We start from the raw sequence: 23,243 nt of genomic DNA, 5'->3' as shown, positions 1-23,243 counted from the left end.
CCGGACGTGCACACAGGTCCCAGACGACGCTCAGGGATTGATCTCGGTTGTCCCGCATATCGAGCGTCCACGATCGGCAGGACCTATCGCGCGGCACGACAGCACGTTCGCCCGTGAGATGGTTGCTGATATGACAGTTGGCGCGCCGGGCAGCGAGGTTGTACTCGAGACGAGCCGCCTGCTGCTCAGACCTTGGCGGGTAGCCGAGGCTGTCGTCCAGCGTGAGCTGTGGACCGAACGTGATCCACGAGTGCCGCCGCACCGCCGAATCGACGCGGATGGACACCCCACGGTCGCGGAGCTTGAGGATTCGATCCGCACCAACCAGCTGTGGTCGATCAGGTTGCTGGCGATCGAGCGGAAGGCCTCTCGTGACGTTATCGGCTACTGCGGACTGGTCGACAGTGGGCGAGGATCGGCGGGGGAACCGGAACTGGCATTCGAGCTGCTACGCCGAGTTTGGCGTCAGGGATATGCGACCGAGGCCTCGTTGGCTGTTCTGGATTGGGCGAGATCATCTGGGTGTGAACGTCTGTGGGCCACGGTCTGGGACTGGAACACCGCTTCGCGCCGTGTGCTGGCCAAAGTCGGGTTCACCGAGACCGAGCGGAAGGAAGTGGACGCGGTGTACGGGACCACCCTGTTCACCACGAGACAGCTCTGACGCACCAATGTTGGGCATTGCGGACGGCTCCGTGCAGTGCTGGCAGGCGGCAGGTATCCCCTTTCCGTCGGCAGAAGCGGATGCGGCACGCGCTCGATGCCGGGGCGCTGGGGACGGAACATCCGGCGGCTGGCGGGCCGTTCTTATGGGTCTCGCTGAGTCCGGTGGTCGGATCAAGGTCGGTTGAATCGGACCTGCCTCCGCTCGTCTCATCGTCGATCCACACGACGTTGTGCACGTTCAGCTGTACTTGGGTGTGCACGTTGACGGCTCTGGCAAGATTTTCGTAGCCGGAGATCGGTGATCGTCAACGAACTGGAAGCGGCTGCTCACCAGCTGGTCTCGCCCGCGAAATACTTCGCGGCCCTCCGCAGGATCTCCCGCTCGAGCTCGAGTTCCTTCACCCGCGCCGCAGCTGCCGGTTCCTTCTCGATCGCGCTGGCCTCGCCGGCGCCGGGCCGGGCGGCCTGCTCGGCATCCCGGACCCCTACGCGCAGCGTCTCGTGGTTGATGCCCAGGTCCTTGGCCACCGACGAGTAACTGCCACCGCGGGTGGCCCGGTACAGCGCAACGGCATCGGCCCGGAACTCAGGGCTGTACTTCGACGTCCCCAACGGGAACTCCTGCTCCTCGGATCTTCACGATCCAATGATCAGGGTGTCCGCGATCGTGGGGCAGGCCCCGCCTGAGGTGACCCCCGGAGTGTGGACACAGGGGTTCATGCTGCGAGTGAGAGTTTAGTGTGAGCGATCACGAAATTCCCCAGGTGAGGCGGGTTCCGCGTCACGTAATTCCCCACCCCCGCGGTCACGTAATTCCCCATGGGGACGACGGACGCAGCGGGTAGTGGTCCTGGCCGTCGAGATGACGGACGCTTCCTCGATCAGTGGTTCGAGGTCGAGGGAAGCGCACGATGGCAAGGAGAACGTTCAACGTGGTCGATGTGACCGAGATCTATGTCCACTGGTACGCGGGCCGCTCCAAGAGCGAGCTGGCCGCGTCGCTGGGACTGGACCGCAAGACGATCAGGAAGTACCTGGCCCCGGCGGAGGCCGCCGGGATGGCCCCGGGCGGGGCGGCGATGGCCGCGGAGGACTGGGCCTCTCTGATCAAGGGCTGGTTCCCCGAGCTCGCCGATGCCCGGTTGCGGCAGGTGACCTGGCCCGAGATCGACAAGCACCGTGATTACATCAAGAGCCTGCTGGGGACGGTGACCGTCGCCACGATCCACCAACGGCTGCGGGACGAGAACGAGTTGGTGGTTTCGGTGTCGTCGCTTCGGCGGTGGATATCGGCGACGCTGCCCGAGGAGACCCGTCGCTCTCAGGTCACGGTCCTGCGCGACGAGATCGAGCCGGGGCTGGAGGCTCAGATCGACTACGGCTTCCTTGGCCAGTGGATCAACCCGCGGAGCGGGAAGCGGCACCGGATCTGGGCGTTCGTGATGGTGCTGCCGTGCTCGCGGCACATGTTCGTCCGCCCGGTGATCCACCTGGACCAGCACTCCTGGACCGAATCCCACGTCGAAGCCTTCAGATTCTTCGGCGGCGTCCCGCAGCGGCTGGTGCCCGACAACCTGAAGACCGGGGTGGACAAGCCCGACCTCTACGACCCTAAAATCAACAAAGCGTATGCCGAACTCGCGGCCCATTACGGTGCGTTGGTAGATCCAGCCCGCGCTCTGAAGCCAAAAGATAAACCGCGCGTCGAGCGCCCTATGCCCTATATACGTGATTCCTGGTGGCGGGGCCGGGAGTTCTTCTCGCTCGAGCAGATGCAGGCCGAGGCCATCCGGTGGTGCACCGAAGTCGCCGGTCAGCGGCAGTGCCGCCCGCTGGGCGGGGCCGCCCCGGCCTCGGTTTTCGAGGCCGTCGAGGCGTCCACGCTGCTGCCGCTGCCGAAGACCCCGTTCGTGCTCGCGAAGTGGTCGACGGCCACCGTCGGCCCGGACATTCACATCAAGGCCGGCCGCACCCTCTACTCGGTGCCGTGGAAACTGATGGGCAAGCGGGTCGACGTCCGCTCGACCGCGACCTTCGTGCAGGTCTTCCACGACGGCGAACTGGTCAAGACCCACGGGGCACTTGAGCAGGGCAAGCGCACCCATGCCAGCGACTACCCGCCGGAGAAGATCGCTTTCCACATGCGGACCCCGACCTGGTGCCGGACCCAGTCCGCGCAGGTCGGCACGGCCTGCCGCGAGGTGGTCGATGGGCTGCTGGAGGTCAACGCGCTCTATCGGCTCCGCGCCGCCCAGGGGATCCTCGGCCTGCGCAAGAAGTACGGCGAGGGCAGGCTGGAGGCCGCCTGCGCCAAGGCGACCCTGGTCGGCGACCCGTCCTATCGCACGATCAAGGGCATCCTCGTCGCCGGCACCGAGACCGAGCCGGCCCCCGAATCCTCCGGCGATGGCGGAGCCGCCGCCTTCCTGCACGGACCTCAGCGGCTCTTCGCGACCGCGACACCCCCCGACATGACGAACGACGACCGTGATGACCACCGTCACGAAGAAGGAGTGGCGTGATGAGCATCATGGACACCGCCCTGCGGGACGCGCTTCGCGCGCTGAAGCTCTCGGGCATGCTGGAAACTCTCGACGCCCGCCTCTCGCAGGCCCACGGCGGCGAGCTCGGCCACCTGGAGTTCCTCCAGATCCTCTGCCAGGACGAGATCACCCGCCGGGAGACCGTCGCCTTCCAACGGCGCCTGACCCGGGCGAAGTTCGAGCAGCAGGTCACCTTGGAGGAGTTCGACTTCGCGGCCTCCCCGAAGATACCCGCGGCCCAGGTCCGCGACCTTGCGGCACTGCGCTGGCTGCACACCGGCGAGTCCGTAATTTTGTTCGGGCCGGTCGGCGTTGGGAAGACACACGTCGCCCAGGCACTCGGACATATGGCGATCCGCCAGGGCGCCAACGTCCGCTTCGCCAAGACCAGCCGGGTTCTGGCCGACCTGGCCGGCGGCCACGCGGACCGCACCTGGGACCGCCGACTGCGCGAACTGGTACGGCCCGACGTGCTCATCCTGGACGACTTCGCGATGCGCCAGCTGACCGCGGCCCAGGCCGACGACCTCTACGAGCTGGTCTCCGAGCGGCAGGGCCGGTCGCTGATCCTGACCAGCAACAGGGCGCCGAGCGACTGGTATCCGCTCTTCCCCAACCCCGTCGTCGCCGAGTCCCTCCTGGACCGGCTCATCAACACCAGCCATCAGGTGATCATGAACGGTCCCAGCTACCGCCCCAACAAGCGGCCCCGCGCAGGCGTCACCGACAAGACAAACAAGCCCTCGATCAAGTAGACATGGACGAGGCCAGGACCTGGGGAATTACGTGACGCTGAGCCCGGGGAATTACGTGATCGTCCACATTTAGCTGTCCTGTGGTGCTGCTGTTCGAACTCCATTGGAGAGAGGTAGTCGAGCGCGCTGTGGCGTCGGCAGGCGTTGTAGTAGGTGAGCCACTGGAAGATCTCCAGCCTGGCCTGTCGCATCGTCACGAACAGCTTCCCGTGCATTGCTTCTCGCTTCAGTCCCTGCCAGAAGCTCTCGGCCAGGGCGTTGTCATAGCTCGAGCCGACCCTTCCCATGCTCCTGCGGATGCCGTGCCGGTCACAGACCTGCGCGAACGCGGCCGACGTATATTGCGATCCGCGGTCCGCGTGGAAGATCACCCCGGTGACGTCACCGCCGCGGGCTGCGACCGCGGCCTGGAGCGCGTCGATGACGAGCCCGGCCCGCATGTGCGGGGCCATCGAGTAGCCGAGCACCCGGCGCGAGCGGATGTCGATGACGCAGGCGAGATAGAGCCACGCGGCTCCGACCTGCACGTATGTGATGTCGCCGCACCACTTCTCGTCCAGAGTGACAGCGGTGAAGTCCCGCTGAACCAGGTCCGCCACCGGCGGCGCGAGCCGGTCAGGGACCGTGGTGCGCTTCTTCTTCCGCAGGTGGCGGCCGGTGATGCCGTGCTTGCGCATCAGCCTGGCCACCCGCTTGCGGTTGACAATGTGGCCGAAACCGCGCAGTTCGGCATGGACTCGGAGCGCGCCATAGTTCCCGCGGTGTTCGGCATGGATCTCGCGGATCTCCTCGACCAGGGCATCCTCGGTGGCCTGCCGGACGGCCCGCGTCTGGGCGCCGGCGATCCACCGGTAGTAGCCCGAGCGGGAGACTTCCAGTACCCGGCATATCCGCTTGATGCCGAACATCTCGGCGTGGGCGGAGATGAAGTCCCAAGCGGCAGTCTTCACTTCATCTCCCGGGCAAAATAGGCGGCTGCCCGTCGCAGGATCTCCCGCTCGAGCTGCCATTCCTTCTCCGCCTTGGCCAGCCTGGCGTTCTCCGCGCGCAGCAGGGCCAGCTCGGCCTCGGTGTCCTGCGACCCGCCGGAGGCGGCCGGACCGTCGTCGGCGTCACGCACCCAGGTCCGCAGCGTCTCGGGGTTGACGTTCAGATCGGCCGCGACGTCCCTGAACGTCCGCCTTCCCGCCGATGCCCGCCACAACGCGATCGCGTCGGACCGGAACTCCGCACTGTACTTCGAGGGCCTTGCCATGTGGATCTACACCTTCCTGGACCATCAAGATCCATTGTTAGGTGTGTCCACACCACGGGGGTCACCTCATAGGCAACAGGGTCACCCAGTGGGTCAAAGTTCGACCGCCCAAACTGGGTCAGGATTCAGCCGTCGCCGACACTCACTCCTCCGCCACCGCGTCGTCCTGATCGCCCACCTCCGCCGCCGCTATGCGGACCGGTCGACCCTCGCACCGAGATGACCTCCGGCTACGAAAATCTTGCCAGAGCCACGTTGACTCGCACGCCGACATGCACCAAGGATCGATCCGTTGGTTCGACCGCCCCCAGCAGCCGACTTGACGCACTAACCGCCTGAGGTGTCTCGCGGAGCAGTACCCCACGGAGATCCGGGCGGCGGCCTCGGGCATCGCGTACTCGCTGTCCAAGCTCAGCGCCGCGGCCCTGCCGTTCATCATGCTGCCGGTGCTCGACAACTACGGCCCGGGCGCGATGTTCGGCGTCATCGCCGGCGCCATGGCCCTGCTGGTGAGCGTGGTACTCGTCCTGGGAACCCGGTCGACGGGCAAACCCGTTGACCGACACTGACCGGCACTGACCGGCACTGACCGGCCCGATGCGGCCCGATGCGGCCGCACGCAACGGCCGCAGCACGCACAGGTGCCGGACCACCCCGAGGGGTGGTCCGGCACCTGTGCGAGAACCGTCAGGCCAGTGAAGCGAGCGAGGACCGCTCCGCGGCGAGATAGGCCGTCATCTGCGCCAGGGTCGGGTACTCCCAGGCCACCGCCGGGTCCAGCGCGAGGTTGAACTTCTCCTCGACGTCGCCGAACAAGGCAAGCGCGGCGACGGAGTCCAATCCGTACTCGGCATACGGCACGACAGGGTTGATTTCGGCCACCGGCAGGGACACATGGGCGCCCAGCCTCTCGGTGAGCCAGCCGAGGATCTCGCCCTCGGACATGACCGGCGCGCTCTTCGCCATGTGCAGCTCCTTACCCGTTCCGTCATTGGTGGGGAATGCCCTTCCAGACTGACCCACGCCACTCAACCCCAGCTGGAGTCGGCCGCCTCCCGGGCCCCGGGACCCCCCATCCTCAAGTGCTTCTTGAGCGGTTCTTGGCACCGTGATCACACCGAACCGCCGGCTCCGCGATCCGCGCGGAGCCGGCGGTATCCGCCGCGCGGTCCATCGGCCGTCGCTGGGTTCCGGAGGAATCATGAGCGCAGCCAGAGAGCAGGCACGTCCCGTGACCGATCCCCAGACGTTCCGGGACGCCATGGCACTGCTCGCCGCTCCCGTCTCGGTGGTCACCGCCCTCGACGAGACCGGCCGCCGGTGGGGATTCACCGCCAGCTCGGTGTCGTCCGTGTCGCTGGACCCGCCTCTGGTGATGGTCGGCATCGCGCTCACGTCGAGCTGCCACGCGGCGATGGCCGCCGCGGACGAGTTCGCCGTCAACATCCTCGGCGAGGGCCACCGCCCGGTCGCGCAGCGGTTCGCCGCGCGCGGGGTGGACCGGTTCGCCGGCGGCGAGTTCGGCAGCTGGCCGGGCAGCACGGCACTGCCGTACCTGCCGGACGCGAAGGCGCTGCTGCGCTGCCGCACCGTGTCCGTGATCCGCGCGGGCGACCACGACCTGCTCCTGGGCACCCCTCTTGAGATACGGACGAACGACGCCGCGGTACCGCCGCTGCTGTGGTATCGGCGCGGGTTCCACACACCGGTGCCCGCCGTCGCCTGACAGCGCGGCGCCCCGGCTCAAGTCATTCTCATCCGGACTTCGAACGCCTGCGGGGATCGTGGTCACCACAACCGGCGCACCGCAAACGGGGATCGGGACCGGCCACCCCGGCCGACCCCGCCTGGCAGGTGCGGCGATTGGGACGCCTCCACCTCCCTGCCGTGTGTCAGGTGACGGAAGTGTCCGCCAGACCCGCGCACGGCGACGCGGATGGCCCACAAAGCCATCCCGCACTGCTGCCCGACCCGGGGCAGCAGTCGACGCGGCGCGGCTGCGAGTCGGCTGCAGCGCGCTCTCACCCCCGTGGGCGCGCAGCAGCCGCCTCTCAGGGGCCACCGCGCGTCGCCGCGTGCCCCCTCCCCCGCCGGGCCCTCGGTTGCGCAGACGACTTGCCGGTACGCGGCCTTCCGCGCCGCCCATCCCGCTGCTCTGCGCCCCGGCGAACCACGCCCACCGCCGAACGCCCCGGTAGGCACCCGGCTGAGACCGGCCGTCCGGACCGCACTGCGCACGGCGGTCACCCGGCCCGAACGGCGGCGCTTTCGAGTGCGAGGGCGAGCTCAGCGGCGCTGGTCGCGGCGCTGGCGAGCACCACGAGTGGGGCCCGGCCGGCGTGCTCCGCGAGGAGCCGGGCGAGTTCGCAGGCGGCGGCTCCGGCGCCGGAGAAGCCGCCCAGTACGAGCGGGGCGCCCGTCTCGGCCAGCGGCCGCAGTGCGGCGTACCCGTCCCGCGTTCCGGCCGCGGCGGGGTGCAGCAGGATGAGCGCCGCGGGCCCCGTGTACCGCCGGACGAGCTGGTCGTAGCGGGAGCGGGGGGCACCGGGCGCCGGCACGAGGCAGACGGTGCCCGCGCCCGGGCCACCTGCGGCGCGCAGCGTGAGGAGCGCGGGCCCGGCGGCGGCCGGGGGGGCGGGCAGCAGGGCGAGAACATCGGCGAGTGTGGTCGACTCGTCGGCCACGCGCGGGAGTTCACGCAGCAGCAGGGCACTGTGCGCGAGGGCGCCGCAAGCGTCGGACGCCCCGGCGCGGTCGTAGGAGACGGTCAGGCGCAGGCCGCCCGCTTGGTCGTAGCGGGCGACGAGCGTGAGGGGGAAGGCGGTCCGGGCGCCGGTGGTCCGCGGTGGGGTGACGCGGATGCCCTGGGCGGCGAATTCCGTCGCCGGCCAGTCCGGCCAGGGGTGCCCGTCGAAGACGAGCAGCGTGCCGGCCTGCCCGCCACGCCCGTACGGCCGACCGGCACGGTCCTGGGTCCAGGCGCGGATCTGGCCGGCGGAGACCCACTCGTAGGCGGCCATGTCCAGTGCCCGGTCGCCTACCTCGGCCAGCAGCGCGGGCACGGTCGCCCCGGGGTCGACGGTGACCGTCATGGGCAGCGGATTACGCAGCGCCCCCGGCAGTCGCGCCACCCCGCCGAGCGGAACGCCGCGTCCGGGCACGGTCACGCCGAAGCCGACCGGCACCGGACCGTCGGCGCCGGTGGCGCGGTACAGCAGCAGCGCCCACACCGCCTGGAGCACACTGCTCCCCGTACTGCCCCAGGCCCCGGCCCAGGAGGTCAGCAGCGCCGTCTCGGCCGGGGTGAGCCGCAGCTGCGCACGGCCGGTGCCCGTCGTGCTGGAGGCCCGTGCCGGTACGGCCGCCGCGGGAGACAGCGCGGCGGCCGCCGGTGGCGCGGGACGGGACCAGAACTCCCTGGCGGCCCCGGTGTCCTGGGTGGCGAGCCAGCGCGCGTAGTCACCGAGGTCGGGGCGCCGGTCACCACCGGCCAGCCGGCCGCCCGCCAGATAGGCGCGGGAGAACTCCTGAAGCAGCAGGCGCGCGCTCCAGTCGTCGAGCAGGGTGTGGTGGTAGGTGAGCAGGACCCGGGTGCGGGGGCCGTCTGCGGGCGGCGCGTGAAGCAGCGTCAGCCGCAGCGGTCCCGGACGGCGTGGGTCGACGCCCCGCAGCCGGTCCTGCTCGACGAGCGCGTCCCAGCCTTCGGCGCCCCGACCGGTCTCGTCCGGCAGGTGCCGGCGTACGACCTCGGGCGTGACGTGGTCGTGCAGCACGATCCGGGGCCCGTCCGTGGCGTCGAAGGCGGCGCGCAGCACGCTCTCGCGGTCGAAGACGGACTGCCATGCGGCGGTGAAGCGGTCGGTGTCGAGCGGCCCGTGCCAGTCCCAGGTGAGCTGTTCGACGTGGCGGCCGGTGCCGGGGTGCGCGTCGGCGTCGGCAAGCAGTTCGCGCTGCAGCGGAGTCGGCTCGACGCCGCGCACCGGCGGGCCGTGAGCCGCTTGGCCGGACCGCTTCCCCAGGTCGCCGCGCCTCGCGCCGCCCGGGGCCCCTACCGCATCCCCGGCGTCGGCGGGAGCGGGCGCAGGCTCCGGGGCGGGGGCCGGCGCGGGCCCGGCGGTGGGCGGGCCGGTGAGCAGGTCGGCCAGCAGGCCCGCCGGGAAATCACCGGCACCCCCCGGCACCAGCCGAAGCGTGTGATGGCCAGGGCCGTGCCACCGCAGCCGGTGCTGCCAGGTGCGGGCCCCCGGGCGGCGCGCGGCGAGCTGCCCGAGGGCGTCCTCGATGCGTCCGGTCTCCAGCGGCCCGCGTAGTTCCAGTACGACCGCAGTGCCGCAGGACGGCTGCCCGGAGTCGACGAGCACGGTCAACGGCCCGTGCCCGCTCGTGTGCTCCGGCGGGTGTGAGGAGCGGTTGACTGTCATCGGCTTCGGGGCGCGCGCATCCGCGTACATCCGCGACACGGCAGACCCCTCCCTCCCTTCTCTGTGGATCTACGGATACGGATCTACGGCAGCACTACGGCCGGGCACGCGTACGAGAGATGCGCCCCGGCCGCGCCCGCCGCGGGCCCCGGACATGGCCGTACGGTCGGCACGGACGCGGACGCTGTCCGGCAGGCCAGCGGCTGTGGCGGGCGGCGCCGGATTTCTCCGGCGGCCTTGGACCGCGGCCCGACCGCGGGGGTCCAAGGGGGCGGTCGCTGCCACCGGGCCGCTCCTCGACGATCCAGGAGCAGCTCATCATCACGTCCTCCGGGTCCTTTGGGCTCACCTGCTGGAAGTCGACGCGCCTGGCCTCCGGTTCCTGCACGCGGCGCGACAGCCAGGAGCTGACCCGGCCGCCCGCCATCGCGCACATGCGCAGCCGTTCGTGCGTCCCGTCGAACTCCAACGGCTCCACGTGCACATGCGGCGCACAGAGCAGCGGCCGGTGTGCCAGCACACCTGCTCGAACTCCTCGGCATCGACGAAACCAGACCCGCCGGCCGCAGACCCGCATCCCCATGTGCGAAGTCACCGGCTAGGCGGCGTAGAGGTCGAACGTGGAAGTGCGGCGCGGCCCGCGGGTCACGTCCAGGGCCGGGTCGACGGTCAGCATCGCCTGCTGCAGCCGCTGGAGCTGCGGCGAGGGCTCCACACCGAGGTCGTCGATCAGGCGGGTGCGCAGCCTGCGGTAGACGTCCAGCGCCGTGGCCTGCCGGCCCGACCGGTACAGCGCCACCATCGCCTGCGAGTGCAGGCCCTCGTGCTGCGGGTGCCGGGCCGTCAGGTAGGTCAGTTCGGAGAGGAGTTCGCTGTGCCGCCCGAGCCGCAGATCGACGTCGATGCGCCGCTCGACGGTGACCAGCCGGCACTCCTCCAGCCGCATGACCTCGATCTCCAGGATCGGGCCGAGGCGCACATCCACGAGCGCGGGGCCGTTCCACATCGCCAGCGCGTCACGGTAGCGGCGCAGGGCTTCCTCGTCGTCGCCGTCCTCGGCGGCCCCCTGCGCCGCGGCCACCAACTGCCCGTAACGGTGGGCGTCGACGCTCGCGGGCGGGATCTGCAGCAGATAGCCGCCGTGCCGGGTGGCCAGCACCTCCTTCGCGGTGCCGGGCGCGTCGGGCCCCATCGCCGTACCGAGCAGCCGTCGCAGCTGGAGGATGTACGTCTGCAGGGTCGTCATCGCGCTCTGCGGCAGGTTGGTGCCCCAGACCTCCTCCATCAGAGTGGGCACGGGCATCACCCGGCCCGGGTAGAAGGCGAGCAGGGACAGAAGCTGCCGCGGTTTTGCCGCGGTCGGCACGATGGACACCCCGTTGATGTCCGCACTCAGCGGGCCCATAACCTGAATCTCCACGGCTTCCTCCATACCTCGTCGGATTCCGTCGGTGGCCTGCAGCCGTCGACGCGCAGCACGCTAGCCCCGTTCGCGCCGTACGCCCGAGATCTCCAGCCGCACTCAAGCAGCCTTCGAAAGCACACCGGCCGGGGCTGCTCCGTACCGCTGGAGAACGTCTTGGCCCGCGCTCGAACCGGACTCGTACGAGAGCCCCACCGGCTCCACCGCGGCTACACTTCGCCCGGCGCACACCCACGCGAGCACCATGAACACCGGCAGGAACCGTCAGTTCGTCTCCTGCACCTGGTGGGAGCCGTTACCGCGGGCAGGGGCGCCCGAACCGGCCGGCATGACCTGACGTGCGGTCAGCAGCGGCAGCATCAGCTCCCAGAAACCCGTGATGTTCCGTTCGGAGAGCCACTTGGCGTCCTCACAGCCGAGAACCACGAAACCCACCGTCGCCGCCACGATGGTCTGCGTGGCCCGCTGTGCCGACACCCCGTCGGCCAGACTGCCCTCGCGCTCGGCCCACCGCAGCGTCTCCTCGATCCACCGCTGCCACTCCTGGCGCAGGGTCGCTCCGTTCCCGCGCGACTGGTCACCGCCCAGCTCGAAACCGGCGCGGACGACAATGTCGCCCGCCAGAGCGCCCATCAGATGGTGAGTGACGTCGACGAGCGTCTGCAGCGCGCTGCTCTCCCCCTGCGTTGCCACCCTGGTGACGCGGCGCATGGCCTGCGCCGCCTCGTCCTCGACGGCCTGCGCGAGTGCCTTCTTGTTCTCGAAGTGGAAGTGCAGCGCGCCGTTGCTGACGCCGGCGCGCCTGCTGATCGTGGCGAGCGAAGCGACTGCGAAGCCCTCCTGCGCGAATGCCTCGGCGGCAGCGCGGATCAGTGATTCTCGCGTGCGGGCAGCGCGCTCCTGCTTGACCATCAGTTGTCTCCTGGCTCGGGGCGTCGGGGCCGCCGGCTGTGCGGCTCCGGCAGCAGCGGCCGGCCTCGTCACGTCCCGTCGTTCGTCGGGCCTACTGGGGCGGGTTGCCGTGTTTGCGGGCGGGCAGGTCTGCGTGCTTGGTGCGGAGCATGTCGAGGGACCGGATGAGGACTTCCCGGGTTTCGGCCGGGTCGATGACGTCGTCGACCAGGCCGCGCTCGGCGGCGTAGTAGGGGTGCATCAGCTCGGTCTTGTACTCCTTGACCATGCGGGCACGCATGGCCTCGGGGTCCTCGGCGTCGGCGATCTGGCGGCGGAAGATGACGTTCGCGGCGCCCTCGGCGCCCATCACGGCGATCTCGTTGGTCGGCCAGGCGTAGGTGAGGTCCGCGCCGATGGAGGGTCTGTCCAGTCAAAGGTGTAACTGGGTTTGGTGTGGCTAGAGTTGACCTGCAGTGAGGCGGCCGTCGAAGGCAATGTCGAAGGCGTTCATCGCACCCTTCCAGCGCATAGTCCAGCGTTTGCGGCCGGCGCCGGTGGGGTCGAGGCTCATGACGGCCATGTAGACGCATTTGAGGGCGGCCTGCTCCGTGGGGAAGTGCCCGCGGGAGCGGACGGCCTTGCGGATGCGGGCGTTGACGCTCTCGATGCTGTTGGTCGTGCACACAATGCGACGTATTTCCGCATCAAACTGGAGGAAAGGCGTGAACTCTGCCCAACTCGACTCCCAGAGACGGACGATCGCCGGATACTTCTTCCCCCAGACCTCGGCGAACTCCAGGAACTGCGTCGTGGCCGCGTCCTCGCTCGGCGCGGTATAGACCGGCTTCAACGCCTTCGCGATTTTGTCCCAGTCCTGGCGGGCCGCGTACCTGAACGACGCCCGCAAGAGGTGAACCACACACGTTTGCACAACGGTACGGGGCCAGACTTCGCCGACCGCGTTGGGCAGCCCCTTCAGTCCGTCGCAGACCAGCATGAGGACGTCTTCGACGCCTCTGTTCTTCAGTTCCGACAGCACCCGCAGCCAGTGTTTCGCGCCTTCGCCGCCGTCGCCGGCCCACAGCCCGAGGATGTCCCGGTGCCCTTCGGCAGTGACCGCCAGAGCCACGTAGATCGGCCTGTTCGCTACTTGGCCATCGCGAATCTTCACGTTGATAGCGTCAATGAAGACGACGGGGTAGACGCGGTCAAGCGGCCTGTTCTGCCATTCCGCCATGCCGTCCATCACCTTGTCGGTGATCGTGGTGATGGTCGTCTTGGACACGTTGGCGCCGTAGACCTCGGCCAGGTGCGCGGAGATCTCCCCGTGTGTGAGGCCCTTCGCGGACAGCGAGAGCACCATCTCGTCGACGCCGGTCAGCCGGCGCTGCCGCTTCTTGACGATGGCCGGCTCGAAGGACCCCTCGCGGTCGCGGGGAACGTCGATCTCGACCGGGCCGATGTCGGTCAGCACGGTCTTGGAACGGGTGCCATTGCGGCTGTTGCCACCGTCCTTGCCCGCCGGGTCGTGCTTGTCGTAGCCGAGATGGTCGGTGATCTCGCCCTCCAGGGCGGACTCCAGAACCGTCTTGGTCAACTGCTGCAGCAGCCCGCCCTCGCCAGTCAGCCGCAGCCCCTTGCTCCGGGCCTGCTCGACGAGCTGGTCAATGAGCTTCTGCTCGACCGTCGGGGTCTCCAACGACGGCTCCGCCTGGTCGCCGGCGGCCACACACTCGGTCACGGTGTCAGTCACTTGATGTCTCTTCCTTGATCATCAATTACACCGGAGACCGTACAGACCCGCACCCGGCTGGGGAACCCGCTCCTGCAGTGGGGTAGCTTGCTTTTTCGTGCTCGCCAGAAAAGTCGTGTCACCGGGTATGTACTGGGGCGGGCACGATAGCGGGAAGGGTGCTCCCATGCGGGACAGCGGAATCGACGGACTGGGTGAGGCACTGGCCGCGGCGGAGGCCGCGCCGCCGGTGGAGTCCGTCGACGTCGTAGCCGCAACTTTGCGAAGACAGCTCGGGGCCCGGTCGGTGTCGTTCCTGATCACCGACTTCACCGGCACCTCCGTCGTCCGCCTGGGCACCGCAGACGACATCGACCTGGACCGTCCCGCAGATCCGATCGCCGTCTCCGGCACCGTCTACGACAAAGTGATCCGGACTCAACGACCGCACGTGGAGCCCAAAGGGGGCGGTGCCTGGACTCGGGTGATCGCGCCGGTCACCAATCGCGGGGACGCGCTCGGGCTGCTGGAGCTCTATCTGCCCAACACCCCGGCCCGGACACCCTGCTGAAAATCGGCCGGAGCGCCCACGCCCTGGCATAGATCATCATCGCGAACCGGCCCTTCACCGACCTGTACCAGTGGGGCCGGCGCACCACCCCGCTGAGTCTGGCCGCCGAGATCCAGCACCGGCTGCTGCCCACGTCCCTGGCCTGCGAAGCCGCCCAGTTCGCGGTCGCCGGCGCCTTGGAACCGGCCGAGTTCGTCGGCGGCGACACCTTCGACTACGTCATAGACCGCGACCACGTCCAACTGTCCGTCACCGACGCCATGGGCCACGACGTGGACGCCGCCCTCCTCGCCACCCTCCTCGTCGGCGCCCTGCGCCGCGCCCGCAGGCAGGGAGCCGACCTCGCCGAACAAGCACAGATGGCCGACCAGGCCATGGCCGAGCACAGCGGCGGCCGCTACGTCACCGGACAACTGCTACGTATCAGCCTGCACGACGGCCGGACCGAGTTCATCAACGCCGGCCACCCCTGGCCCCTGCGCCTGCGCAGGGGAAAGGTCGAGGAGATCGTGCCGACCATCGACATGCCCTTCGGTTTCATAGACCCGCACACCTACACAGTCCAGCGCCTGGACCTGCAGGCCGGAGACCGGCTGATCATGCTCACCGACGGGATGCTGGAGCGCAGCGCCGCGGACCTCGATCTGCCTGCCCTCATCGAGAACACTCAGGACTTGCACCCCCGGGAGGCCGCCCGTGTCCTGATCGAGCACGTCGTTCATGCCCATGACGGGCTCCTGCAGGATGACGCCACCGTGATGTGCCTGGACTGGTACGGCACTGAGTCCACCCGCCGCGACGCCGGCCACGGCGCCGACCTCACCGAAGCCTCCCCCACCGCCGGACAGCGAACCACACCAACAAAGCCTCCAAACGCCCAATGTTGAAGTCGCCCTTGGCCAGGATCATCACGGCGCCGGAGCAGTCCCGGCCGTAGAACAGTTGAGCCGCACCGTTGCTGGGTCGTGGCCCAGTCGAAATCCTGCGCGCCGCGCATTGCGTGCAGAACCATCCGCCGGCCGAGGCCCTGGCGCTGCCAGTGGTCCGAGATGGAGTGTTCCACGTCAGCAGCGCCGCATCCCAGCCGGTCCGGTCGCACACGCGCAGGATCCGCATGTCGGCCGGCTCGCCAGGCGGATAGTAGAGCGGCAGCTTGCCACGGAGCGAGTGGAGGCGGAGTATGCGCCCACTCGCGTTCGGATAATCCCCCGGGCACGGATTCCTCTGTTCCCTGAGGAGACGCCACAACAGTCAATGGCGTTGAAGGCGATGTCCAGGCCGCCTTGAGCGCCACCACAGCGAGGCGGGACACGCTCACCGACCGCAGCGCGCCGCCCTCACCCAACTGGGAGTCAACTGGGCATAGTCGCGGAGCATGGACTCACGCCTTTCAGGCGTCAGCCTTGCGCTGGGACGTGGAGGGCGAGCCGCGCAGTTCTTCGTTGATGCGCTGTGCTTCATCGAGCTGGTCTTCGAGGATGACGATGCGGCAGGCCGCCTCCACCGTGGTCCCCTGGTCGACGAGCTCACGGACCCGGGCCGCGATCTTCAGCTGATAACGGGAGTAACGGCGGTGGCCGCCCTCGGAGCGCAGCGGGGTGATGACGCGGGCTTCGCCGATGGCGCGGAGGAAGGCGGGCGTGGTGCCGAGCATTTCGGCGGCCCGCCCCATGGTGTAGGCGGGGTAGTCGTCGTCATCGAGACGGCCGAAGGAAACGTCTGCTGTCATCTCACCTCGCTGTGGAACACGTTGGAGGGGCCCTGGTGCCATTGGCACCAGGGCCCCGAAGGAACTGCTACACCATCTGCCGGCCCTGGAACTGCGCCGACCTACTGTGTCCGCACGGCCGCCCAAGAAGCGGGCGGGGACGCGGGGATCGCGAATTGCGTGACCGGAGACCACCTGCCTATCGATGTCCTGCGGTACCCGGGCTCAAGACTTCCGCCCCGGGCGATCCTGATGGCGCCTCAACTCCTCCGTTCTTCCCTCTGAATCAACTATGCGCTGGTACTGCGAACTGCTGATACCGCTCTTCGGCAGCCAGCCCCGTCGCCCGTCCTGCGTCTGCTCTGGCTTAGAACCCCACTGCCGAACCTCCCGGCACGCGCGCCGCAGTCTGACGCCTTCACCGAGGTACTGCTCACTGACTTCACTGCTGGGTACTACGAACTTCACTTACGGGTACTGCCACTGCGGGTAGCTGCTCACGGCGGCCCCTGAAAACTGCGGGCCGCCCGGTCCGGCCGTCAGTCCCGTCACCGTCCTGCAACCGCTCTGGCTTCGGAACTCCACCACCGCACCGACCTGCTGATGGCCTGCGATAGCGCCACTCTTCGGCAGCCAGCCCCGTCGCCCGTCCTGCGTCTGCTCTGGCTTAGAACCCCACTGCCGAACTTCCCGGTACGCGCGCCCGCAGCCGACGCCTTCACCGAGGGACCACTGGTACTGCGGACTGCACTTGTGTACTGCCGTACTGCTCACGGCGGCCCCTGATCACTGCGGGCCGCCCGGTCCGGTCGTCAGTCCCGTCACCATCTTGCGAAACCCTGGCTTCGGAACTCCACCACCGCACCGACCTGCGCTTACGTGTACTGCTTCCCGGCAGTTCATCTCTGCCGGGCCTGCTCGATCTCTTGGCTACGGACAAGACACTAACCCCAGTAACGCCCGGATGTCTACTTCCGTCATGACAGGTTTCCTGTGAGGGCTGACAGTGAAGTCCTGCGGTCCGCATCGCCTGGAAACTGCACCGGAGCACACCCTCCGGGGTGTGAGGACTGCCGGAAGCGGGCAGGCGGGCTGTCACGGCACAAGCGGCACAACCGATCACAGGTGGGGTGTACGCGCATGAACAGCACGATGATCACCATCGCCTCGACGCCCCTCGTACCGACCGCGGTCCGGGGCGACAGCGCAGCCGGCATCAGCCAGGCCCGCCAGGCAGCCCGCATCTTCACCGACAGCCTCACCCCGGCGCCCGGCCCGGACGTGGCGGACACCCTCGTCCTGGTGGTCTCCGAGCTCGTCACCAACGCCCTGCGCCACGGCGGCGGCCAGTACACCCTGGAACTGTCCGCCGGCCCCGGCACGGTGACCGCCGCGGTCAGCGACCCGAACCCGGCCCACCCCCGCGAGCGCACCCCCGACCTCAACGGCGGCAGCGGCGGCTTCGGCTGGCACATGATCCGCCGCCTCACCGATCGCCTGACCATCACCCCCGGCCCCGGCTACGGCAAAACCATCCACGCCCAGCTCCCCCGCTGACAGCAGCCAAATCCGCGTCGCGTTACCCCAGGACGGCCCGGCCGCAGACCAGCACGGCGAAGAAGCTGCGGGACCTCGTGCCGTCGCCGGCCTTACCGGAAGCCAGCCACTGCAACACGGAAGTGCAACGGGGGTGCAACACGCGCCCCGCTCCGCTTGAGCTGATGCCTACCAGGTCAGGAGCGGAACGCGCGTCGTGTTTCACTGACCGCGTTGTGGCCCCAGGGACCAGTCCGGTCGTTGCCATCTCAGCCGAAGCTGAGCGCGTTGGCGACGGTACGGAAGTCGCGGCCAGGGCTACCCGCTGAGCTTCCCGCCAACGGTCTGCCGCTCGGCTGGGACAGGCCGCATTTCGTTCCGGTCGCCGCGGGCTTGGCGGCGTAGCTCTGGCCAGCCCGCTGGCGCACCGGTGGGGCGGGTGTCCCAGAAGGGATGCCGCAGGATGCGGGCGGTGAGGTGGAGCAGGCGGCGGCGCAGCGCGGTGTTGCCGTGCTGGCGGGGTGCTGCGAGTGCTTGGTAGGTGGCGTTGAGGTCACGCTGGTCCTGCACCAGGTCGTGGGGGAAGGTGGGGGCGTCCATCCCCGCATTAGATCGCGTGTTCGAATTACTTGCCACGTCGGGACACACCTACTGGAGGACACGTGGAAGACCGCAGGCCCATAGAAGTGAGCCCCGAGATGGCGCAGGCCCTCCAGGCTGCTCAGCAGCAGGGACTGCAGCGAGATCTGCGCACTCTCGCAGCTCGCATACGCGCGGCAGCCCAGGACCAGGCATCGGAACAGTCCGCAGAGTTCAACGCGGGAGTGGACTGGGCGATCTTGTGGGTCGAGAACACCGCCTCCGGTCTCACCCAGGGACGCGCATGAACTAACCGCCCCACGCGGTGCCACCGGAGCCCGGCACGTCGTCAGGTCAGGCGCTGCTCAGGCCGCCGCAGAGAACGCCGCCCAGCAGAAGGCCCGGCAGACGCTCTACGACGAGGCCCTCGTCCCCTTCCGTGACGTCTTTCAGCGTCTCAAGCGCGTCGATCTGGTCGAACTGGCCGCGATCGAGATGCCAACCGTCGGCGGCGAGGTGGGCATCGAGCTTCGGCGGCTGCGCGAAAGTGCCGTGACGACTGCTGTCGGCGCGCTGGCAGTCAGCGCACTCGTCGGTTCCGGTGTCAGGGTAGGCGCCTATCGCGCGGTGGGAGCCTTCGCCTCTGCCTCCACCGGCACGGCGATATCGGAGTTGTCCGGGGCGGCGGCCACCAGTGCCAGGCTCGCGTGGTTGGGCCGCGGGTCTCTTGCCGCGGGCGGTGGCGGAGTGGCGGCCGGGACAACGGTGCTGTCCGTGATCGGCGCGGTTCCGGCCATCCTCTCGCTGGCTGCCATCGAAGAGTGGCACAGCCGCAGACGCAGACGCGGCGAACAGGAGACGGCACAGGCCCTGGAGCGGGCCGAGACGGACATGAGCGAGGCGGAGGACCGCGCTGTACGAGCGCAGCAAGCTCATGCGGCGCGTCCTGCGGGACCTTCGGTTCATGCTGGTGAGACGGCTGCCGTCATTCACCGCACTGGTCGAAGCGTGCGACGACTTTGCCCGGTACGACTCCCGTCGGCGCGCCGAGGTGGCGGCGATGGTGGGTCTCGCCGGCCTCGCCGTCATGGTCATGAGTTGCCCGATCACTGACCTGGACGACAAGCGGGCCACGCATGCCACCGCAGTGGTCCTCCCCCAACTCTCCGGCCGGAGCTGGCGACATCTTCACTCTCGCGTTGAAGGCCAAGGGCGTCCCGGTCCCGGACATCGCGAAGAAGCTCACCATCAAGACCGGGAAGAACGCGGGCAGCTCCCCGTCCGTGGCGTCCCTCTACCGGGCGCTCGCCGAAGCCGAGCAGGCCGCCGCGGACGACGACCTGCCGCTGCGACCCAAGCCCGCCCGAATCCGGCAGGACGACGAGCCGGAGACGCCCGCGGAAGCCGCTCTTCGTGAGCGCCTGCAGGTTCAGGTCCTCCAGCGTCGTCGCGCGGGCGAGTAGCCCAGTTCGCGCGCGGTTCGACCTGGTCAGGGGCTAGCATTCCCTGAAGATCACATGCTGGAGGCGTAATGGTGGACGATGCGGAACTGCGGCACCTGCGCCGCTGCGTAGAACTGGCGACCGAGGCGCTGGAAGCGGGGGACGAACCGTTCGGCTCGGTGCTCGTCGCCGCGGACGGGACCGTCCTTGCCGAGGACCGCAACCGGGTGGCCTCGGGCGACCGGACCCGTCATCCGGAGTTCGAGCTGGCGCGCTGGGCTGCGGCGAACATGCCGCCCGGGCAACGAACGGCGGCGACTGTCTTCACCTCTGCTGAGCACTGCCCGATGTGCGCCGCCGCCCACGGCTGGGTTGGGCTGGGGCGCATCGTGTACGTCAGCTCTTCCGAGCAACTGACGGCCTGGCTGACCGAGATGGAGATCCCCGCGCCTCCCGTACGCCCCCTCCCGATCCGGGACATCGTCCCCGGCCTCGTGGTGGAGGGGCCGGTCCCCGGCCTCGCGGAGCAGGTACGCGACCTGCACCGCCGCTTTCGCGGCGCGTCCTGAGCGCCACGGGCCTCGTCAGGCGGGGGTGCCTGCTGCGGTCAGAGCGGCGGTCAGGGCTGCTTCCGGGGTCACGGACGCCGCTCGGCGGAACGCCGTTTCGTAGGCGATGTCGCCGGCGCTCGCCCGGGCGGCGCGCTCACATTCCTCCCGTACGCCACGCAGTTCCGGTGTGCCGCGCTGGGGGTGGACCACGGTCTTCCAGTGCGCCTGCCCCGCGCCGTAGACCGTTGCAGCCCCTTCGCCGTCGCCCTGGGCCGCCAGGGCCGCTGCCATGAGGTCCAGGCCCAGGGCGGTGCCGAAGCGGTCGCCGAGGCCCCGCTTTCCGTTCAGCATCGACAGGGCGTGCTCGGCGGCCTCGTGCGGGCTGCCCTGCAGCAGCGAGATCAGGGAGAGCTGGTAGTCGAGGTAGGAGCGGGTCCAGTACTCCCCGCCTCCGCGCAGCCGCGGCGCAGCCGGACGGCCTCCTCGTGGGCCTCGGCCAGCTTGCCCAGAGCGGTGAGGGAGAAAACGGCCACCAGATGGCAGCGGATACGGGCCGCGGAGTCCAGGGCGGCGCCGGACGATGACTCCAGTACGTGCTGGATCATCAGGTTCGCGGCGAGCGGACGGTCGGTCAGCAGGGCGGTGACGCCCGTCAGGTAGGCCGCCGAGAACGCCGCCTCCCCGTCGCCATCCTGACGCGCGGCAAGCGAGCATTGCTCGCCCAGACGGTTGGCCGTCTCGTAGTCGCCCTGCAGGGTGGCTGCCACCCCCAGGGCCCACAGTGCCCGCGTACGCTCCGGACCCGGATCGACGTGCTCGGCCAGGCCCTGCTCCAGGTAGCCGCGGACCTCGTGCAGAAGGCCGCAGCAACTCCAGAAGACCCGACCAGGCCGGCCAGCGTCAGGGCGCGCCGCGGGTCCGTGACCAGCAGATGGTCCAACGCCGTGCACAGGTCGGTGTGCGCGTCGCCGATCCGCCGGTACCAGTCGACTTGTTGCGGGCCGAGCCAGCCCGCGTCCGCGTCGTGCGCCAGCCGCAGCCAGTACTGCGCGTGCCGGTCCGCCACCGCGCGTTCCTCGCCGAGTTCACGCAGCCAGAGCCGGCCGTACTCCCTGATGGCATCCAGTATCCGGAAGCGTTCCCCGTGCCGCTTCACCACTGACATGGCCGCCAGGCTCTCCAGCAGGGCGCCCTGCCTCGTCGGCCGTCAGCGGGCCGCCCGGCACACGGAGCGGACCGACTCCACATCGAAGTGGCCCCGGAACACCGTCAGCCGCGCCCACAGCAGACGCTCCAGCGGACTGCACAGCTCATGGCTCCACCCGATGGTGGTGCGCATGGTCTGGTGGCGCCGGGGCCAGACCTGTTCCGAGGTGGTGAGCAGATCCAGACATGAGCCGAGCCGGGCCGAGACGTCCTTGAGCGTGGCCGTGCCCACCTGCGCCGCGGCCAGCTCGATCGCCAGCGGAATGCCTTCGAGGCGACGGCAGATGTCTGCCGCGGCGCGCTTCGCGGGCTCCGTGAGCCGCAGTCCGGGTGCGGCCGCCGTTGCGCGTTCCGTGAAGAGCGACAGCGCGTCGGCGCCGTCCGCCGGCAACGGTTCCACTTCGATCAGATACTCGACATCCAGACGCAGGGGCTCCCTGGTCGTCGTCAGCACAGTCAGCCCGGGGGCGACCGTCAGCAGCTCGCCCAGCAGATGGCGGCATGCCTGTGCCACGTGCTCGCAGGAGTCCAGCACCAGCAGCAAGCTCTTGCCCGCCAGCCACTCCGAGAGGGCCTCCACCGGCATCCGTGGCGTGTGGTCGGGCAGGTCGACGGCGTCCGAAACCGTCGCGAGCAGGAGACGGTCACCATCCAGGTGGGACAGATCCGCCCACCACACCCCGTCCGGGTAGTCCTGCGCGGCCAGTGCGGCGGCCCGCAGCGCGAGGCGCGACTTGCCCACCCCTCCGGGGCCGGTCAGAGTGACCAGACGCCGGTCGGTGAGCGCCCCGGCGAGCCGCGCCAGATCCTGCCGCCGGCCCACCAAGGTCGTTGATTCTGCGGGAATGTTGCCTACCACGAGCGCAGTCTGCCGCACCTGGGACGCGCGGTCGAGCAGTGCGGCGAAAACCAGTCACGCACAGCTATGCGTTGGGTCCGGATCTGGTGCGGTGAGGGCGGAGCCGGGCGCAGCAGGCCACTGGTTCCGCTGACGTACCGCGGATCCCGGGGGATACTTGTCCTGATGAACTGGCCCCCTCCCCTGGTCCGCGACCTGCGGCAGCGACTCGGCAGCAGCCTCTTCACCCGAGTCGCCGGTCCTGCGGGCGCGGACAACCGCGCCCGGATCCACGGCACGCCGGGGCCTCGCTGGTTCGGGCCCGACCGGCCCATCCGCATCGTCCACGGCGACGCCTCGATGTTCATCGGCGGGCTGCGCGCCCTGCTGCTCCAGTCGCTGCATCCGCTGGCCATGGCCGCCGTGGCGGCTCATTCCGGCTTCCGCGGGGACCCCTGGGGGCGGTTGCAGCGTACGAGTACCTTCCTCGCGGTGACGACGTACGGGACGGCGGACGACGCACAGCGGGCTGTCGACCGGGTACGTGCCGTGCACGCCGGCGTGCACGGCACCACCGCGGCCGGCGAGAGTTATCACGCGGCCGACCCGCACCTGCTCGCATGGGTGCACATCGCCGAGGTCGACAGCTTCCTGCGCGCCCACCAGCGCTACGGCGCGCACCCGCTCGACGCCGACGGCTGCGACGCCTACGTCGCCGATACGGCGCGGGTGGGGCTCGCGCTCGGCGTCGTCGACCCGCCCCGTGACCGCGCGGAGCTCGCCGAGCGGCTGGCCGCCTACCGTCCCGAGCTGCGCGCCACACCCCAGGCACGCGACGCCGCGCGCTTCATCCTCCTGCAGCCGCCGCTGCCCTGGGTCGCCCGGGCACCGTACGGCGTACTCGCGGCCAACGCCGTGTCCATGCTCCCGGCGTGGGCGAGGGAACCGCTCGGGCTGCCTTACGTACCCGGGGTCGAGCGCACCTGTGTACGCCCGACCGGGCACGCTCTCACCCGCACCATCCGCTGGGCCATGACGCCTCCCCCACCGGCCCGGGGCACGGCCTGACCGCGCGCCGGTCTTCGCCGGATCCCGCCGTCCCGCTCTGTCCCTTTCCGCCCCG

The 23,243-nt window shown here is 69.5% G+C and carries 20 protein-coding genes and 4 pseudogenes; 11 read left to right on the top strand and 13 right to left on the bottom strand.

What is annotated here, in order from left to right; translation table 11 throughout:
- The first annotated feature begins 37 nt into the window (after positions 1–37).
- Positions 38–664 (top strand): GNAT family N-acetyltransferase, encoded by a 627-nt coding sequence (locus tag ACU6WZ_RS28315; RefSeq protein WP_447031012.1) that lies wholly within the window; start codon positions 38–40, stop codon positions 662–664.
- 329 nt (positions 665–993) lie between these two features.
- On the opposite strand, the gene ACU6WZ_RS28310 is transcribed toward ACU6WZ_RS28315, so the two are convergent.
- Entirely contained in the window at positions 994–1,278 is a 285-nt protein-coding gene (locus tag ACU6WZ_RS28310) for a transposase (RefSeq protein WP_447031010.1), read from the bottom strand.
- Between the two features lie 320 nt (positions 1,279–1,598).
- Between ACU6WZ_RS28310 and istA the strand changes: the two genes are divergently transcribed.
- Both istA and istB read left to right on the top strand, forming a co-directional pair.
- The gene (gene istA, locus ACU6WZ_RS28305; RefSeq protein ID WP_447033763.1) at positions 1,599–3,188 is read left to right on the top strand and encodes an IS21 family transposase; all 1,590 of its coding nucleotides are present in this window, start codon (positions 1,599–1,601) and stop codon (positions 3,186–3,188) included.
- Positions 3,188–3,964, top strand: a complete 777-nt coding sequence (istB, locus tag ACU6WZ_RS28300) for an IS21-like element helper ATPase IstB (RefSeq protein ID WP_447028588.1) — start codon at positions 3,188–3,190, stop codon at positions 3,962–3,964. The genes istA and istB overlap by 1 nt, the downstream gene beginning before the upstream one ends.
- Positions 3,965–4,050: 86 nt before the next feature.
- Here istB and ACU6WZ_RS28295 read toward each other — a convergent pair.
- Positions 4,051–5,219 (bottom strand): annotated as a pseudogene (locus ACU6WZ_RS28295) (IS3 family transposase); the annotation flags it as partial.
- A gap of 335 nt (positions 5,220–5,554) precedes the next feature.
- Between ACU6WZ_RS28295 and ACU6WZ_RS28290 the strand changes: the two are divergent.
- A complete protein-coding gene (locus tag ACU6WZ_RS28290; RefSeq protein WP_447034300.1) occupies positions 5,555–5,788 on the top strand; it encodes an MFS transporter in 234 nt (77 codons plus the stop codon).
- Between the two features lie 118 nt (positions 5,789–5,906).
- Here the strand turns inward: ACU6WZ_RS28290 and ACU6WZ_RS28285 are convergent, their stop codons facing one another.
- Positions 5,907–6,185, bottom strand: a complete 279-nt coding sequence (locus ACU6WZ_RS28285) for an acyl carrier protein (protein ID WP_447031009.1) — start codon at positions 6,183–6,185, stop codon at positions 5,907–5,909.
- 235 nt (positions 6,186–6,420) lie between these two features.
- Here ACU6WZ_RS28285 and ACU6WZ_RS28280 point away from each other — a divergent pair, with 235 nt between their 5' ends.
- Complete coding sequence (locus tag ACU6WZ_RS28280; RefSeq protein ID WP_447031008.1) at positions 6,421–6,945, top strand: flavin reductase family protein; 525 nt, start codon at positions 6,421–6,423, stop codon at positions 6,943–6,945.
- Between the two features lie 517 nt (positions 6,946–7,462).
- On the opposite strand, the gene ACU6WZ_RS28275 is transcribed toward ACU6WZ_RS28280, so the two are convergent.
- The 6 genes and pseudogenes from ACU6WZ_RS28275 to ACU6WZ_RS28250 all read right to left on the bottom strand — a co-directional run bounded on the left by ACU6WZ_RS28275 (position 7,463) and on the right by ACU6WZ_RS28250 (position 13,686).
- Positions 7,463–9,670, bottom strand: coding sequence for a condensation domain-containing protein (locus tag ACU6WZ_RS28275; RefSeq protein ID WP_447034298.1), 2,208 nt, complete (start codon positions 9,668–9,670; stop codon positions 7,463–7,465).
- A gap of 64 nt (positions 9,671–9,734) precedes the next feature.
- On the bottom strand, positions 9,735–10,160 hold the full coding sequence (locus ACU6WZ_RS28270; protein WP_447031007.1) for an SRPBCC family protein: 426 nt from the start codon (positions 10,158–10,160) through the stop codon (positions 9,735–9,737).
- A 78-nt stretch (positions 10,161–10,238) separates the two neighbouring features.
- Complete coding sequence (locus ACU6WZ_RS28265; RefSeq protein WP_447031006.1) at positions 10,239–11,060, bottom strand: AfsR/SARP family transcriptional regulator; 822 nt, start codon at positions 11,058–11,060, stop codon at positions 10,239–10,241.
- Positions 11,061–11,327: 267 nt separating this feature from the next.
- On the bottom strand, positions 11,328–11,975 hold the full coding sequence (locus ACU6WZ_RS28260) for a ScbR family autoregulator-binding transcription factor (protein WP_447031005.1): 648 nt from the start codon (positions 11,973–11,975) through the stop codon (positions 11,328–11,330).
- A gap of 91 nt (positions 11,976–12,066) precedes the next feature.
- Positions 12,067–12,387, bottom strand: a pseudogene (locus ACU6WZ_RS28255) (carboxyl transferase domain-containing protein); the annotation flags it as partial.
- Between the two features lie 27 nt (positions 12,388–12,414).
- Positions 12,415–13,686 (bottom strand): IS256 family transposase, encoded by a 1,272-nt coding sequence (locus ACU6WZ_RS28250; protein WP_447034019.1) that lies wholly within the window; start codon positions 13,684–13,686, stop codon positions 12,415–12,417.
- Between the two features lie 190 nt (positions 13,687–13,876).
- Here ACU6WZ_RS28250 and ACU6WZ_RS28245 point away from each other — a divergent pair.
- Positions 13,877–15,147 (top strand): annotated as a pseudogene (locus tag ACU6WZ_RS28245) (PP2C family protein-serine/threonine phosphatase).
- Between the two features lie 503 nt (positions 15,148–15,650).
- On the opposite strand, the gene ACU6WZ_RS28240 reads toward ACU6WZ_RS28245, so the two are convergent.
- Positions 15,651–15,989: a MerR family transcriptional regulator gene (locus ACU6WZ_RS28240; protein WP_447031004.1), complete on the bottom strand. Its 339-nt coding sequence runs from the start codon at positions 15,987–15,989 to the stop codon at positions 15,651–15,653.
- A 1,119-nt stretch (positions 15,990–17,108) separates the two neighbouring features.
- Between ACU6WZ_RS28240 and ACU6WZ_RS28235 the strand changes: the two genes are divergently transcribed.
- On the top strand, positions 17,109–17,525 hold the full coding sequence (locus ACU6WZ_RS28235; protein ID WP_447031002.1) for an ATP-binding protein: 417 nt from the start codon (positions 17,109–17,111) through the stop codon (positions 17,523–17,525).
- Positions 17,526–17,822: 297 nt separating this feature from the next.
- On the opposite strand, the gene ACU6WZ_RS28230 is transcribed toward ACU6WZ_RS28235, so the two are convergent.
- The gene (locus ACU6WZ_RS28230) at positions 17,823–18,104 is read right to left on the bottom strand and encodes a DUF8825 domain-containing protein (RefSeq protein WP_447031000.1); all 282 of its coding nucleotides are present in this window, start codon (positions 18,102–18,104) and stop codon (positions 17,823–17,825) included.
- Between the two features lie 62 nt (positions 18,105–18,166).
- Between ACU6WZ_RS28230 and ACU6WZ_RS28225 the strand changes: the two genes are divergently transcribed.
- A complete protein-coding gene (locus ACU6WZ_RS28225; RefSeq protein WP_447030998.1) occupies positions 18,167–18,391 on the top strand; it encodes a hypothetical protein in 225 nt (74 codons plus the stop codon).
- A gap of 46 nt (positions 18,392–18,437) precedes the next feature.
- Here ACU6WZ_RS28225 and ACU6WZ_RS28220 read toward each other — a convergent pair whose 3' ends face one another.
- Positions 18,438–19,019, bottom strand: a complete 582-nt coding sequence (locus ACU6WZ_RS28220; protein WP_447030997.1) for a hypothetical protein — start codon at positions 19,017–19,019, stop codon at positions 18,438–18,440.
- Positions 19,020–19,219: 200 nt separating this feature from the next.
- Here ACU6WZ_RS28220 and ACU6WZ_RS28215 point away from each other — a divergent pair, with 200 nt between their 5' ends.
- Together ACU6WZ_RS28215 and ACU6WZ_RS28210 are read left to right on the top strand one after the other, a co-directional pair.
- Positions 19,220–19,546, top strand: a complete 327-nt coding sequence (locus tag ACU6WZ_RS28215) for a hypothetical protein (protein WP_447030996.1) — start codon at positions 19,220–19,222, stop codon at positions 19,544–19,546.
- A 68-nt stretch (positions 19,547–19,614) separates the two neighbouring features.
- The gene (locus ACU6WZ_RS28210; protein WP_447030995.1) at positions 19,615–20,094 is read left to right on the top strand and encodes a nucleoside deaminase; all 480 of its coding nucleotides are present in this window, start codon (positions 19,615–19,617) and stop codon (positions 20,092–20,094) included.
- 15 nt (positions 20,095–20,109) lie between these two features.
- On the opposite strand, the pseudogene ACU6WZ_RS28205 reads toward ACU6WZ_RS28210, so the two are convergent.
- Positions 20,110–22,141: pseudogene (locus tag ACU6WZ_RS28205) on the bottom strand (ATP-binding protein).
- 165 nt (positions 22,142–22,306) lie between these two features.
- Between ACU6WZ_RS28205 and ACU6WZ_RS28200 the strand changes: the two are divergent.
- A complete protein-coding gene (locus ACU6WZ_RS28200; protein ID WP_447030994.1) occupies positions 22,307–23,188 on the top strand; it encodes an oxygenase MpaB family protein in 882 nt (293 codons plus the stop codon).
- Positions 23,189–23,243 lie beyond the last annotated feature (55 nt).

The sequence above is a fragment of the Streptomyces hypolithicus genome (assembly GCF_052934925.1).
The sequence above is the reverse complement of the archived record's forward strand: the minus strand, read 5'-3'. Positions and strand labels throughout refer to the sequence as shown.

Coding starts and splice junctions, on each gene's coding strand:
- istB (WP_447028588.1), top strand. CDS start 3,188: ATGAGCATCATGGACACCGCCCTGCGGGACGCGCTTCGCGCGCTGAAG.
- ACU6WZ_RS28285 (WP_447031009.1), bottom strand. CDS start 6,185: ATGGCGAAGAGCGCGCCGGTCATGTCCGAGGGCGAGATCCTCGGCTGG.
- ACU6WZ_RS28280 (WP_447031008.1), top strand. CDS start 6,421: ATGAGCGCAGCCAGAGAGCAGGCACGTCCCGTGACCGATCCCCAGACG.
- ACU6WZ_RS28275 (WP_447034298.1), bottom strand. CDS start 9,670: ATGTACGCGGATGCGCGCGCCCCGAAGCCGATGACAGTCAACCGCTCC.
- ACU6WZ_RS28260 (WP_447031005.1), bottom strand. CDS start 11,975: ATGGTCAAGCAGGAGCGCGCTGCCCGCACGCGAGAATCACTGATCCGC.
- ACU6WZ_RS28240 (WP_447031004.1), bottom strand. CDS start 15,989: ATGACAGCAGACGTTTCCTTCGGCCGTCTCGATGACGACGACTACCCC.
- ACU6WZ_RS28235 (WP_447031002.1), top strand. CDS start 17,109: ATGAACAGCACGATGATCACCATCGCCTCGACGCCCCTCGTACCGACC.
- ACU6WZ_RS28230 (WP_447031000.1), bottom strand. CDS start 18,104: ATGGACGCCCCCACCTTCCCCCACGACCTGGTGCAGGACCAGCGTGAC.
- ACU6WZ_RS28220 (WP_447030997.1), bottom strand. CDS start 19,019: ATGAGCTTGCTGCGCTCGTACAGCGCGGTCCTCCGCCTCGCTCATGTC.
- ACU6WZ_RS28215 (WP_447030996.1), top strand. CDS start 19,220: ATGCCACCGCAGTGGTCCTCCCCCAACTCTCCGGCCGGAGCTGGCGAC.
- ACU6WZ_RS28210 (WP_447030995.1), top strand. CDS start 19,615: ATGGTGGACGATGCGGAACTGCGGCACCTGCGCCGCTGCGTAGAACTG.
- ACU6WZ_RS28200 (WP_447030994.1), top strand. CDS start 22,307: ATGAACTGGCCCCCTCCCCTGGTCCGCGACCTGCGGCAGCGACTCGGC.